This is a genomic window from Oceanobacillus sp. FSL K6-3682, assembly GCF_037976165.1.
In the GTDB taxonomy this organism is placed as follows: domain Bacteria; phylum Bacillota; class Bacilli; order Bacillales; family Amphibacillaceae; genus Oceanobacillus; species Oceanobacillus sojae.
In genome coordinates this window covers 3,073,715-3,086,779 of record NZ_CP150263.1, presented here as the reverse complement: position 1 = coordinate 3,086,779, position 13,065 = coordinate 3,073,715, and the positions used below count along the sequence as shown (strand labels likewise).

At 37.7% G+C, this 13,065-nt stretch carries 15 protein-coding genes; 7 read left to right on the top strand and 8 right to left on the bottom strand.

Going from position 1 to position 13,065, the window contains the following annotated elements; genetic code table 11:
- Positions 1-55: 55 nt before the first annotated feature.
- The 6 genes from citZ to MHH51_RS15400 all read left to right on the top strand — a co-directional run bounded on the left by citZ (position 56) and on the right by MHH51_RS15400 (position 6,976).
- Positions 56-1,174, top strand: a complete 1,119-nt coding sequence (citZ, locus tag MHH51_RS15425) for a citrate synthase (protein ID WP_147211040.1) — start codon at positions 56-58, stop codon at positions 1,172-1,174.
- A gap of 61 nt (positions 1,175-1,235) precedes the next feature.
- A complete protein-coding gene (icd, locus tag MHH51_RS15420; RefSeq protein ID WP_339282438.1) occupies positions 1,236-2,510 on the top strand; it encodes an NADP-dependent isocitrate dehydrogenase in 1,275 nt (424 codons plus the stop codon).
- A gap of 149 nt (positions 2,511-2,659) precedes the next feature.
- On the top strand, positions 2,660-3,598 hold the full coding sequence (gene mdh, locus MHH51_RS15415) for a malate dehydrogenase (protein WP_147211042.1): 939 nt from the start codon (positions 2,660-2,662) through the stop codon (positions 3,596-3,598).
- A gap of 209 nt (positions 3,599-3,807) precedes the next feature.
- Complete coding sequence (locus tag MHH51_RS15410) at positions 3,808-5,220, top strand: hypothetical protein (protein WP_147211081.1); 1,413 nt, start codon at positions 3,808-3,810, stop codon at positions 5,218-5,220.
- Between the two features lie 204 nt (positions 5,221-5,424).
- Complete coding sequence (locus MHH51_RS15405) at positions 5,425-6,405, top strand: zinc-binding dehydrogenase (protein ID WP_147211043.1); 981 nt, start codon at positions 5,425-5,427, stop codon at positions 6,403-6,405.
- A 25-nt stretch (positions 6,406-6,430) separates the two neighbouring features.
- On the top strand, positions 6,431-6,976 hold the full coding sequence (locus MHH51_RS15400; protein WP_147211044.1) for a GNAT family protein: 546 nt from the start codon (positions 6,431-6,433) through the stop codon (positions 6,974-6,976).
- Positions 6,977-7,057: 81 nt separating this feature from the next.
- Here MHH51_RS15400 and MHH51_RS15395 read toward each other — a convergent pair whose 3' ends face one another.
- From MHH51_RS15395 to nfsA, 8 genes are all read right to left on the bottom strand, one after another.
- The gene (locus MHH51_RS15395) at positions 7,058-7,915 is read right to left on the bottom strand and encodes a DUF421 domain-containing protein (RefSeq protein WP_147211045.1); all 858 of its coding nucleotides are present in this window, start codon (positions 7,913-7,915) and stop codon (positions 7,058-7,060) included.
- Positions 7,916-7,929: 14 nt separating this feature from the next.
- Entirely contained in the window at positions 7,930-8,133 is a 204-nt protein-coding gene (locus MHH51_RS15390; protein ID WP_147211046.1) for a DUF1657 domain-containing protein, read from the bottom strand.
- Positions 8,134-8,144: 11 nt separating this feature from the next.
- Positions 8,145-8,495, bottom strand: a complete 351-nt coding sequence (gene spoVAE / locus MHH51_RS15385; protein ID WP_147211047.1) for a stage V sporulation protein AE — start codon at positions 8,493-8,495, stop codon at positions 8,145-8,147.
- Positions 8,492-9,508 carry a stage V sporulation protein AD gene (gene spoVAD / locus MHH51_RS15380; protein ID WP_186813667.1) on the bottom strand — a complete coding sequence of 339 codons (1,017 nt, stop codon included), beginning with the start codon at positions 9,506-9,508 and terminating at the stop codon, positions 8,492-8,494. Before spoVAD ends, spoVAE begins: the two co-directional genes overlap by 4 nt.
- Positions 9,508-9,987 carry a stage V sporulation protein AC gene (spoVAC, locus tag MHH51_RS15375; protein WP_147211049.1) on the bottom strand — a complete coding sequence of 160 codons (480 nt, stop codon included), beginning with the start codon at positions 9,985-9,987 and terminating at the stop codon, positions 9,508-9,510. Before spoVAC ends, spoVAD begins: the two co-directional genes overlap by 1 nt.
- Before the next feature lie 63 nt (positions 9,988-10,050).
- Positions 10,051-10,494: a hypothetical protein gene (locus MHH51_RS15370; RefSeq protein WP_339282437.1), complete on the bottom strand. Its 444-nt coding sequence runs from the start codon at positions 10,492-10,494 to the stop codon at positions 10,051-10,053.
- Positions 10,495-10,579: 85 nt separating this feature from the next.
- Positions 10,580-10,783, bottom strand: coding sequence for a DUF1657 domain-containing protein (locus MHH51_RS15365; RefSeq protein WP_147211051.1), 204 nt, complete (start codon positions 10,781-10,783; stop codon positions 10,580-10,582).
- An 807-nt stretch (positions 10,784-11,590) separates the two neighbouring features.
- A complete protein-coding gene (gene nfsA / locus MHH51_RS15360) occupies positions 11,591-12,337 on the bottom strand; it encodes an oxygen-insensitive NADPH nitroreductase (protein ID WP_147211053.1) in 747 nt (248 codons plus the stop codon).
- Between the two features lie 279 nt (positions 12,338-12,616).
- On the opposite strand from nfsA, the gene MHH51_RS15355 reads away from it, so the two are divergent.
- Complete coding sequence (locus tag MHH51_RS15355; protein ID WP_147211054.1) at positions 12,617-13,018, top strand: YwpF family protein; 402 nt, start codon at positions 12,617-12,619, stop codon at positions 13,016-13,018.
- Positions 13,019-13,065 lie beyond the last annotated feature (47 nt).

Sequence of the window (13,065 nt, the reverse complement as noted above, 5' to 3'; positions counted from 1 at the left end):
TTATTTAATGTAGAAATATGTAATACTCTGATTAACTGGAAAGGGAGAGGGTAATATGTCAACAACAAAAGGATTAGAAAATATTGTCGCAACACAATCAGCAATCAGTTCGATCATTGATGATCAATTATCCTATGTTGGTTATAAAATTGATGACTTAGCTGAAAATTCCAGCTTTGAAGAAATTATTTATTTACTTTGGAATCAAAAGCTTCCAACGAAATCAGAACTAGATGCGCTAAAAGCTGATTTAGCAAAGAATATGACCGTTTCAGACGCAATTATTAATCATTTGCGTTCATATGATTTAAAAAGTGTTCATCCGATGGCAGCTCTACGGACAGCGGTTTCATTATTAGGAATTTATGACGAAGAAGCAGACGATATGGATGAAGCAGCAAATAAGAGAAAAGCAATTCGTATTCAGGCAAAAATTGCTTCTATCGTAGCTGCATTTGCCAGAATTCGTGATGGAAAAGATCCAGTTCAGCCAAAAGAAGGCTTAAGCTATGCAGCAAACTTCTTATTTATGCTGAATGGAAAAGATCCGGAGGACATTGAAGTAGAAGCAATTAATAAAGCACTTGTTCTTCATGCTGACCATGAATTAAACGCATCTACTTTTACAGCTAGGGTTTGTGTAGCAACACTTTCCGATATTTATTCCGGACTTGTAGCAGCCATTGGAGCTTTAAAAGGACCGTTACATGGCGGTGCAAATGAAAATGTAATGAAGATGCTTCTTGAAATTGGTGAAGAAGAAAATGCTATCCCTTATATTAAAGAAAAACTGGAAAACAAAGAAAAAATTATGGGAATGGGGCACCGTGTATACCGTAATGGTGATCCAAGGGCTAAATTCTTAAAAGAAATGTCTAAGCAATTGACGAAACGTACCGGGCAGGAAAAATGGTATAACATGTCTATCAAAATTGAGGACTATGTAAAAGAGCATAAAGGTCTTCCTGCAAATGTTGATTTTTACAGCGCTTCTGTTTACCACAGCTTAGGAATTGATGAGGATTTATTTACACCGATATTTGCTGTCAGCAGAACTTCCGGCTGGATAGCGCATATTTTAGAGCAATATGCTGACAACCGCTTAATCCGCCCGCGTGCTGAATATAACGGACCGGATTTACAGGATTATGTTGCTATTGAAGATAGAGGATAATGATAATATCGTTAAAATGTAGTAGAATGTAATAGGAATCATTAATAGGAGGTTTTTATCTATGACACAAGGTGAAAAAATTGTAGTAGAAAACGGCGAAATGAATGTACCAAATAAACCAGTAATCCCATTTATTGAAGGAGATGGGACTGGCCCGGATATTTGGGCTGCTGCCCGCCGTGTTATCGAAGCATCTGTAGAGAAAGCTTATAATAGTGAAAAATCTATTGATTGGTTAGAAGTATATGCTGGTCAAAAAGCTTTTGATAAGACAGGTGAATGGTTACCAAAGGATACGCTTGATAAAATTAATGAATATAAGATTGCTATCAAGGGTCCATTAACTACACCAATAGGTGGCGGTATTCGCTCTCTGAACGTAGCTTTACGTCAAGAATTAGATTTATTTACCTGCCTGCGTCCTGTACGTTATTTTGAAGGTGTTCCATCTCCAGTAAAACGTCCGGAAGATGTTGATATGGTTATCTTCCGTGAAAATACAGAAGATATCTATGCTGGTATTGAATGGCAGGAAGGCACTGACGAGGTTAAGAAGGTTCTTAACTTCTTAAAAAATGAAATGGGCGTTAAAAATGTTCGCTTCCCTGAAACATCAGGCATTGGTGTTAAACCGGTATCTGAAGAAGGTACAAAACGTATTGTTCGTGCTGCTATTGATTATGCATTAAGTGAAGGCCGCAAAAGTGTTACTTTAGTACATAAAGGTAACATTATGAAATTTACTGAAGGAGCCTTCAAAAACTGGGGTTACGAAGTTGCTGAACAAGAATTTGGTGATAAAGTATTTACTTGGGCTGAATACGACCGTATTGTTGAGGCGGAAGGTAAAGATGCAGCAAACAAAGCTCAGGATGATGCATTAGCAGCAGGTAAAATCCTTGTAAAAGATTCTATTGCAGATATCTTCTTACAACAAATTCTTACTCGTCCAAAAGAGTTTGACGTAGTAGCAACAATGAACCTGAATGGTGATTACATTTCTGATGCACTTGCTGCACAGGTGGGCGGTATTGGTATTGCTCCGGGAGCAAACATTAACTATGATACTGGACATGCTATTTTCGAAGCAACTCACGGTACTGCTCCGAAATATGCAGGATTAGATAAAGTTAACCCGTCTTCTGTTATTCTTTCTGCTGTATTAATGCTTGAGCATTTAGAATGGAGAGAAGCAGCTGACTTAATTACAAAATCAATGGATAAAACAATTGGTTCTAAAGTGGTGACTTATGACTTTGCCCGTCTTATGGATGGTGCAACAGAAGTGAAATGCTCTGAGTTTGCTGATGAACTTATTAAAAATATGAAAGCATAAAAAAGCCAGCTTTCTATTCTAAAAAAGAATATTGAAACAGAGTAATTAATTCTGTTAATCTTGAGAAAATGTTTGCAGCAACGATATAAATTATCATTTGCTGCAAACATTTTCTTCAAATAAAGGAACAAATAGTAGGAGGTAGTTTGATGGTTTCTGTACGTAAAAAGATTTCCGTTATCGGTTCTGGCTTTACAGGAGCAACTACTGCATTAATGGTTGCCCAAAAGGAATTAGGAGATGTTGTTCTCGTTGATATCCCGGATATGGAGAACCCAACAAAGGGAAGAGCATTGGATATGGCGGAAGCAGCTCCGGTTCAAGGTTTTGATGCGAGAGTAACTGGAACGTCGGATTATGCCGATACAAAAGATTCTGACTTAGTAATTATTACTGCCGGAATTGCACGTAAGCCAGGAATGAGCCGGGATGATTTAGTAAATACAAACGCAAAAATAATGAAGTCGGTTACAAAAGAAATTGTGAAGTATTCCCCGAATGCAATTATTGTTGTTCTGACTAATCCTGTTGATGCAATGACATATACAGTTTATAAAGCATCGGGCTTTCCTAGAGAACGTGTAATAGGACAATCAGGTGTGCTGGACACAGCTCGTTTTAGAGCTTTTGTTGCAGAGGAATTAAATATTTCTGTAAAAGATATAACCGGGTTTGTTCTTGGTGGACACGGTGATGATATGGTGCCGCTTACCCGTTATTCCTATGCTGGAGGGATCCCGCTTGAAAAACTTATTTCTCCAGAACGGCTGGAAGAAATTGTACAGCGAACCCGGACTGGCGGAGGGGAGATTGTAAATCTCTTAGGAAACGGAAGTGCTTATTACGCACCTGCTGCATCGTTAGCAGTGATGGCAGAGGCGATTCTCAAGGATCAGCGGCGTATTTTGCCATCCATTGCTTACTTAGAAGGAGAATATGGATATCAGGAGATTTATCTGGGAGTTCCTACTGTTCTCGGTGGAAAAGGAATGGAAGAAATTATCGAGCTGGATTTAACAGATGAAGAGAAAATACAATTAGATAAATCTGCAGACTCAGTAAAAAAAGTTATAGATATTCTAGAATAAATTTCAGTTAAAACGCAGTGGTAAATTCCAAAACCACTGCGTTTTTTCCTTAGTAAGTAAGATATTATACAACGAAACTTTATTACGCATGATTTTCTGTTCTTTACTATGATAAAACAGCCCTTACATCTATTTCTATTATTTTTGTACCCTCTGTCTTCATTGCTGCATAGGCTATTGTACACATTGAAGGAGAGGATATGAATAAGATGGGTTTAACTATCCCGCATTTACTGTATGGATTTTTCACTTTGCTTATTTTGGTGACAATGATTTTTCGGAGAGGGATTGTCCTTCCAAGCTTGCTGGGAACGTTTGTTATTGCGTGTGTCTATAAGGGAAGCATAGTCAGTGGGTTTATGGCTATTTTTTACGCTAATTTAGTTGCAGCTCAAGAGCTTTTCAGCATCTTTTTGATTATTACTTTTATGCTTGCATTGTTAAACGCACTAAAGGATTTACGGGCAGATGTGCTTATGATTCAGCCGATTCAAAAGGTCATGACTAATGGACACCTTTCTTATTTTGTTTTGATTATTGTTACGTATTGTATCTCCTTATTTTTCTGGCCAACACCAGCCGTGCCGCTTATTTGCGCTTTACTTGTTCCTGCGGCAATAAGGTCCGGGCTTCCCGCTATTACAGCTGCAGTTGCAATTACCATTGCAGGCCAAGGGATGGCGCTGTCCTCTGATTATATTGTTCAGGTAGCTCCGGCGTTATCCGCGAAAGCTGCCGGTGTAGAAACTTCAGTAGTTGCAGACCGGTCTTTGGTTCTATCTCTTATTACTGGAGTAATTGCTTCTGTATTAGCCTATTTATTTTATCGGAAATCTATCCGTTCAAAAGAAGACCCGAGAAATCAGGTAGAAGCAGAACAAATTCAAGACTATGATTCTTCCGGGCATAAAGCAGCTTCAAAGCATCTGATCAAATGGAGCCGTATTTTTGCTTGGCTGGTGCCTGTTGTTTTACTGGCCGTAGTTGGGTATATGCTCTATAATAAATTTTTTGGATCCAGTGATTTAATAGGCGGAGAAGGTGCTGCTCTTGTAGGAGGAGTAGCGGTTATTTTATTATTACTCGCTACAGGTGTATTCGGAAAACGAAATGCATTGGATTATGTTGGTAATCACATTACGAATGGGTTTGTCTTTGCTTTTAGAGCAATGGGACCAGTCATTCCTATTGCCGGATTTTTCTTTTTAGGAAGTGCTGAGTTTTCCAAGGATATCCTGCTTGTAGAAGAAGCGCCATCTTTTTTATTTGAAATTATTACCTCTATCCAGTCTTTTCTTCCAGAAAGTACGGTCTTTGTTGCTTTTAGTTTATTGTTAGTTGGTATTATCACTGGTTTAGATGGATCTGGTTTTTCTGGCTTACCTTTAACAGGAGCTTTGGCTGCATCATTACAATCTTCTTCTATAGATGCAAGTACATTAGCTGCAATTGGTCAGCTTGGGGCAATTTGGTCAGGCGGAGGTGCACTAATCGCTTGGTCATCTCTTATTGCTGTAGCAGGATTCTGTGGTGTCTCTGCAATTGAATTAGTGAGGAAAAATTTCTTTCCAGTAGTTATTGGTTTAGTTATTGCAACAATTGCAGCTGTTTTTATATTTTAGGCTTTTAAGATAAAGAGCTTTCTTTTTTATTATAAAGAGAGCTCTTGTACATAATAAATTCGTGAGCTTATAATTGGGTAAAAGAATCATTAGTATTTTAAAATGAATATATAGGCTGAATATTATCTCTTTGTGAAAAAATAATATTCCAAAACCAGCAGAACTATCACAATATTATATGAATAATGGAGAGGGGTTAGATTGATGAGAGCGCTTGTACATGAAAACGGCAGTTTACAAATGAAAGAAATGGAATTGCAGGAGCCTGGGGGATCAGAAGTAGTTATTAGCCTGAAGGCAGCAGGCCTTAACCGGCGAGATTTAGGTATCCCTAATCGCAGAAAGGGAACAGACAAGGCTCTGATACTTGGTTCAGATGGGGCCGGAATTGTTGAAAAAGTAGGCAGAAACGTTACAGATGTAAAGGTTGGAGATGAAGTAATTATTAATCCTGCATTACGCTGGGTAAAAAATAATGAAGCTCCACCGGTAGAATTTGATATTTTAGGGATGCCGGATCATGGAACGTTTGCTGAAAAAATTGTTATTTCCGAAGATCAGGTAGAGCCCAAGCCATCCTTTATGAGCTGGGAAGAAGCAGCGGCCTTCCCATTGGCTGCCTTGACAGGCTATCGGGCGATGTTTACAAAAGGTCAGCTTCAAAAAGGAGAGACTGTTTTTATTCCTGGAGCAGGCGGAGGGGTGGCAACTTATCTAATTGCATTTGCAAAAAATATTGGTGCGCGGGTTATTACAACATCAAGAAGTGCTGAGAAAAGAGAAAAGGCTGTAAAACTTGGAGCAGATGTTGTTATTGATACAGCTGATGACTGGAAGGAAAGACTGGGGAATGAAACAATCGATATGGTTATTGATAGTAACGGAAAAGCAACCTTTAGCCGTTCTTTAACTATTTTGAAGAAGGGAGGAAGATTTGTAACGTTCGGTGCAACTACGGACGATATTGTGGAGTTTGATCTGCGTTCTTTCTTTTATGGGCAGTACAAGCTTATTGGATCCACGATGGGCTGCAGAGAAGAATTGATTGCTGCTCTTGAGCATGCTGAACAATACCAATTACATCCGGTGGTCGATCGTGTTTTTTCTCTCGATCAAAGTTTAGATGCACTCAGCTATTTAGACGGAGGAAAGCAATTTGGAAAGGTAATTATTCGTATTTCTTAAATCCAATAAGAAAGAAGGCAGGCCTATGGAATTTTCAAGTATGGAGACGGAGCGGCTGCGCTTAATCGAAATCAATCAGGAGCATAAACAGAAGATATTTGAGATTTTTTCTAAGGAAGAAGTTACCCGCTATTATGGAATAGAGCCATTTCAAAAAATAGAACAAGCCGAAAAAATGATTGATTCCTTCCAAAAACATATTCAGGAAAATAGAGCTGTTCGTTGGGGGATAGTACCGAAAGATACGGAAGAGTTAGCAGGCACTATCGGATTAAATAATTTGCAGATATGGAATAAACGGGCTGAAATTGGGTTTGATATGCATCCTGATTTTTGGAGAATGGGATATACAAGTGAGGCTGTTAAAAAAATACTGGAATATAGCTTTCAGCAATTGAATTTAAAAAGAGTCGGCGCTATTACCTATCCTGAAAACAAGGCATCTAATCAGTTATTAGACAAGCTTGGATTTCAAAAAGAAGGATTGTTAAGAAGTTATATTAATCTGCCGGAGTATTCTCAGGATACCTGTATTTATTCATTTTTAAAAGAGGAATGGGAGCAAAGATAAAACAATAAAGGCAGGAGGCTTTCATATAGCTGAAAAAGTCTCACTGCCTATTTTTGTTGCTTATTTAATATTGGGCTCCTATTATTTTAAATAAGGCTCTATTCGTCTTATTGCTTCCTGAAGCCGTTTTTGGTTCCGGTCGTATAATTCCTTGGCTTGAGGGTTATCTGTAGCTAAAGCAAACAGTTCTAGATCTGCCTGACATTTTTTCATACTGGCTAATAAAAGAGCAGACTGTGCAGGTTCAGGCACGGCAATATGATCATCATACAGATCAAGGAAAAGCTGTCCCTGATGATCAACTTGACCGAGAAAAACGTTATCTATTGTGACGTTTTGTTTCTCTAATTCAGCTTCAAGCCAGGTTGGATTTAAAGAAGCATTAGCCAGAGGCTCCAGCAGTATATTACCGTCTGCAATAACGGTTTGCGGTTCTTTGTCAGGTGCTGGAGCGATATTTAAGTCTTTTAAGGTTATTGGCCGATTTTCCCGTTTTGGCAGAACATTTAATTCTCCAGTCGGCTCTAAAACAGCAAATTCTACATCGGAAACAAGGAATTGATCGTTATTCCTGAGCTTTTCTAACAGGTCATCGGTAGAATAGCCTTCTTTTTTTAAATTTTCCTCCATCACCTTCCCATTTTGAATAAAAACAGTACTTTTTCCATCTGTGAAGTCCCGTATACGCTTGCTTTTCAAGGATAACTTTTCAATTGTGAATGCAGCAATAAACCAGACAAACATGGCTAATAATGCATAATAAAAGCTATTGTATGGATCAACAGTATGGAAGGCGGCGATTCCTCCGAGTACAATTCCAGAAATGGTTTCAAATATATTGAGCTGAGATAATTGCTTTGCACCCAGCCATTTTACAAAGAAAAATAAGACTGTGATTAAAATAATGGACCGAATAATAATAGATATCCATTCAGGCATGCTTTTCCCTCCCTTTAGGATTTATATTGCGGTTCTTGTTTGTCAATATGAATAATTTGCTGATGTATATCCTGACGTGCAATCTTAATTAACTGAGAAGTCTCGTCTATAGTTGTTTTTAAATCTTGTTCTGTTGTTGAAGCATGTAAAAGATCTAATCCAGCTTCAATGGATTTTAAGGTAGCATAACATGTTTTTACTTGTGATCCTACTGTCATAAAGCATCTCCCTATCCTTTTGGTTTAAAAATAATAGCACCGATGACACCGAATATAATCGCAGCAGAAATACCTGCACTTGTTACCTCAAACATTCCTGTTACCACACCAATTAACCCGTGCTTTTCCGCTTCCTGCATTGCTCCGTGGACTAAAGAGTTCCCGAAGCTTGTGATTGGTACTGTTGCTCCTGCTCCGGCAAAATCAATAAGCGGTTCATACCAGCCAATTCCATCCAAAACAGCCCCGGCAATAACCAAAATCGATAATGTGTGTGCAGGAGATAACTTAAATACATCAAACATAATTTGCCCGATAACGCAGATAAGACCTCCTACAACAAATGCCCAGAAAAAAATCATATGTGTTCACCTCTTGCTTCGATTGACACAGCGTGTGCAATACATGGGATGGGGTCTTTTTGCTGAATACTTAGTGTAGAGTGAAGAGATCCGGTTGCTGCGACAAGAATTCTTTTTAAATTTCCTTTCATTACTTCTTGAAGAAAGTGCCCATAGGTCACAATGGCTGAACAAGCTGCCCCGCTTCCCCCGGCAAGTACCGGCTGATCCTCACGATATATAGCGATGCCGCAATCAACATATTTTTCTGCATCAATCGGGATATTACGGTCGTGTAATAAATCCAGAGAAACTTCCCTTCCAACATGACCAAGGTCACCAGTTATTATCAAATCGTAATAAGATGGATCAATTTGCATATCTCGAAAGTGAGCTTCAATCGTATCAGCGGCAGCAATAGCCATAGCTCCGCCCATATTAAATGGATCAGTCATTCCCATATCAGCTACCTTTCCAATTGTGGCAGATGTTATAGAGGGTCCGGCCCCATTTTGAGTAACAAGCGCACATCCTGCCCCGGTAACTGTCCATTGAGAGGTAGGAGGCTTCTGTCCGCCATATTCTGTCGGGTAACGAAACTGCTTTTCTGTCGCTGCGTTATGACTGGAAGCTGCGCAAAGAATATAATTTGCCCCCTTAGCATTAATAATAGAAGCAGCGAGTGCCAGGCTTTCCATAGAGGTGGCACAAGCGCTGAAGGTCCCTAAAAAAGGGATGCTGCTTGTACTTGCGGCAAAACTGGTCGGGGTCATTTGGTTAATTAAATCACCGGCAATTAAAAATTCTACCTTTTCCTTTTCAATACGGCCTTTTTTCAAAGTAGTCTGTATTGCTTCTTCCAACATTTTTTGCTGAGCTTTCTCCCAGGAATCTTGATTAATCCACATATCCTCATGAAGAATATCAAATGCTTCTGGAATTTTTCCTTTTGCTTCAAAAGGCCCGCCGACAGTTCCTGTAGATAGAATAGATGGACGATTTTCAAAAATCCAGGATTGGTGTCCTTGTAGCATTAAAATCCCCCCCATTGCGTGAGAATCGTTTTAATGAGGGCTACGATAAATGCAGAAAACACACCGTAAACAATGACAGGTCCGGCTAGTTTGAGCATGTTGCTGCCTACACCGAGAATAAATCCTTCTGATCGGTACTCAATTGCTGAAGAGATAACGGCGTTTCCAAATCCTGTTACAGGAACTGCAGAACCAGCTCCTGCAAATTGTGCAATACGATCATAAACACCGAAACCGGTTAACAGCATCGTGATAAAAATTAATGTGGCAACGGTTGGATTCCCGGCGGTTTTTTCTGTGAAATTAAATTGATAAATATAAAAGGTAGAAATAAGCTGGCCGATAAGACAGATTAAACCGCCTATAAGGAAAGCCTTAATACAATTTTTAAAGATGGGCCGTTTTATTTCACGTTTTTGTTGGAAAGCTTGATATTGCTGTTGGTTTGGCTGTAATTTTTGTTTCTTTTTATCTCCCATTTAAGACACTCCTTTTCGGGTTTATATGAAACAAACGGAGGGCTGCTGAAGCATTCACTCCTATTAAGTCTGTTCCTTGGATAAATGGATTATTTTCTCCATCTGTTTCTTTATTTCGTCTTCAATTAAATTATTTTTTACTATTTTTTCCTCGAGCTCCGCTGTTTCAATGATTATCTTTTTGTCGGTTGACAATTCTATGGTGAAATCGGGAAAAGCCCGTTCCAGTTCTTTTTGATAAGTTTTACTTTTTTCTTCCAGTGAAAATCGCTCATGATGAGGGATTTCAATAGTGACCAGCAGTGTGTCTTTTGTATTTACTGCATGAACAGCTTCAATATCCTCTCTATCCGTAAATAATTCTTTTGCCTGGACAGCAGCTTCTTGATTAGAACTCGTGGATAAATGCGTTATATTGGGATTATCGGAATAAGAAGATTCATTATGATTACAACCGGCTAAAAAAATAATAAAGAGTAACAACAGTGTAATTTTTCTGGAATTCATATACTCACATCCTGTTCTTTATCTGATATGTAGAGGGGACTGTATGAATAGTCCCCGGTTTTACTGTACTGTCTAACATATCTTATTACTGTTTGTACTGAGGCTCTTCCTGCATTACTTGTTGTATTCTTGGTTCTAATTGATCTAAAATACCTTGTGTTTGTTGTGCTGCATTTTTATACAGCTGCTTGGCCTGTTTATTATCTGTTTGAAGTGCAAACTGCTCAAGGCTTGCCTGTGCACTTTTTAAACCTGAAATAGTTTGTTGAACTTGCGTACCTACTGTCATTACCTTCACTCCTTTTCATATCTTGCACTTATTATTTTGATAAAAAAGCCATTATTTATGCTTGTAAACAATTTCCAAAAACCTGCCTATATACACGGAGTCAAGGATTAGTAAAGAAATAAGAAAACGGATAAGTAGAGGTAAATAAAGTTAAAAAGGTTAGCTGCTGTTTAAGTATTTTTTATTTGATAATAATGGAAAAAATTTTTGAATAAAAAAAGATAAGAGCATTAAATAGAAAAGTGGCAGTGCAGGAGGGATTAGCTATGAAACGTTTTACGATTTGGGGAAGTATATCGGCTTTTACCATCATAACAGCAGTAATAATCCTATGGTTTTTTTGACAACATTGATTGGACAGAGACAATTCCTCTTGATGATTTATTTTATTACATATTCATATGGAATCTTCTCTTCAGTATATTGGAAAAGAGGATATAACTATCCGTCACCAGACACCATTAGTTTCCATATCTGCATATAAGGGTGTACATCGGTTATCGGGCGGATATGTTTATCGAACTTTAGACAGTAATTATATTTATTATCAGCCTGCATTCGAGATAGAAGATGTTGATTTTTTGGATTAATATCATTTATTTTCAAGTTTATTATCAATTGAATGGGGGAAAATAAAGTTTTTACGTTTGAAGAAAAATTGAATTTTGATGTATAAAAAACGACAGTTTATTGAACCTCACTCCAAATGTAAAATGTATTAACAATTGGAGGTGCAGTTCAGCTATCTGTCGTTTTTTGATATAAGATGGAGGGATTTATTAATTTCTCCAAGGATATATTCAGTTTCTAGTGTTTGTTTAAATCTTTTGCGTTTACAAATGGACCTACATCCATCCGAGTTGGTTTTTCATATTTTTGGCGGATTTGCTCTGTCCATGTTTCCTGTTTGTTATTGGAATTTCGTGTTTCATAATAATCTTTCATAGTTAGATCATATTCCTGAATAAAGTGCTTTTGTTTTTCAAAAGGAATATATTGATTTTCGTGATAGATTGCGGCAAGAGGGAGGCGCGGCTTGATATCCGGTATTTCTTTTGGATAGCCGATTGCCATCCCAAACAACGGGACAACATGAGCCGGTAATTGAAGAATATCGTTAAAAGCCTGAATATCATTACGCAGGCTTCCTAAGTAGCAAATACCTAACCCTAAAGATTCTGCAGCAATGGCAGCATTTTGGGCAGCTAAAGCAGCATCAATTGTGCCAACTATAAATTGTTCCGTGCTTTCAATATTATTTTGAAAAGTCCCTGTATGTTCGATTCCTTCTAATTGATTAATTCGGTGCAAATCAGCACAAAAAATCAGCAAATGACCATTATTCTTCGCATGAGCATGTCCGGAAACTGCATAGAGTTTTTCTTTTATCGCGAGGTCTGACACGCCGATAATACTATACGCCATTACATTACTGGAAGTCGATGCGCGTTGTGCAGATTCTACAATTGTTTTTATTTGAACATTATTTAAAGGTTTATCTGCAAATTTTCGAATAGATCGGTGATTCATTATTGTTTCAATGATTTGATTCATGTAGTTGCTCTCCTTCGTCTATATTGTAAAAATGAATTTTAAAATTTTCTAACCTGTAAAAAAACAATATTTGCTAGTAAGTGTATCATGGGACTACCTTTGATTCCAATAATCTTGCTTCCATATATGCTGCAGAAAAGAATATTATTTTTGTTACATGAAAGAAATATAAAAACTGTGTTATTATAAGGGCAGCATAAGCCCTCACATTAAAATGAGATGGACTGTCAAAGAGAAGTGTTGTAAAATTATTAGGATTCATACTGGGGAGTGAATTGTATGAAAACATTTAAACTGCGTAAATTAGTGATTTTAGATTATGATAAAGGATTAGAAGGAACGGAAGTAAACCTGATCGACGGGCTGATTATTAATCGTGAAGATGACTATGATACATGGTTAATCGAAGGGTTTATCAACCATTCTTATTGGGAGTATTTTAAAGATAAGCAGAATGAAGAGCTGATGGTCCAAGCGACGATTACAAAAGATACGAATGAACCCGCTTCATTTATAACAAAATTGACGGAGATGCATGAAATAGGTAATCAAATGAACGTAATGCTGATGGGAAAAATAATCGATAAGCAAAAAAAAGATGTGGAACAGCTTTTAACAACACTTATAGAGAAGGGATATGAGGGAGATAATTTAATCCAGAAATTTAAAGAAATTTATTAGAGGATGTTCAAAAAGTCCAATAAAAATGACACGGGATAAGAGGATCT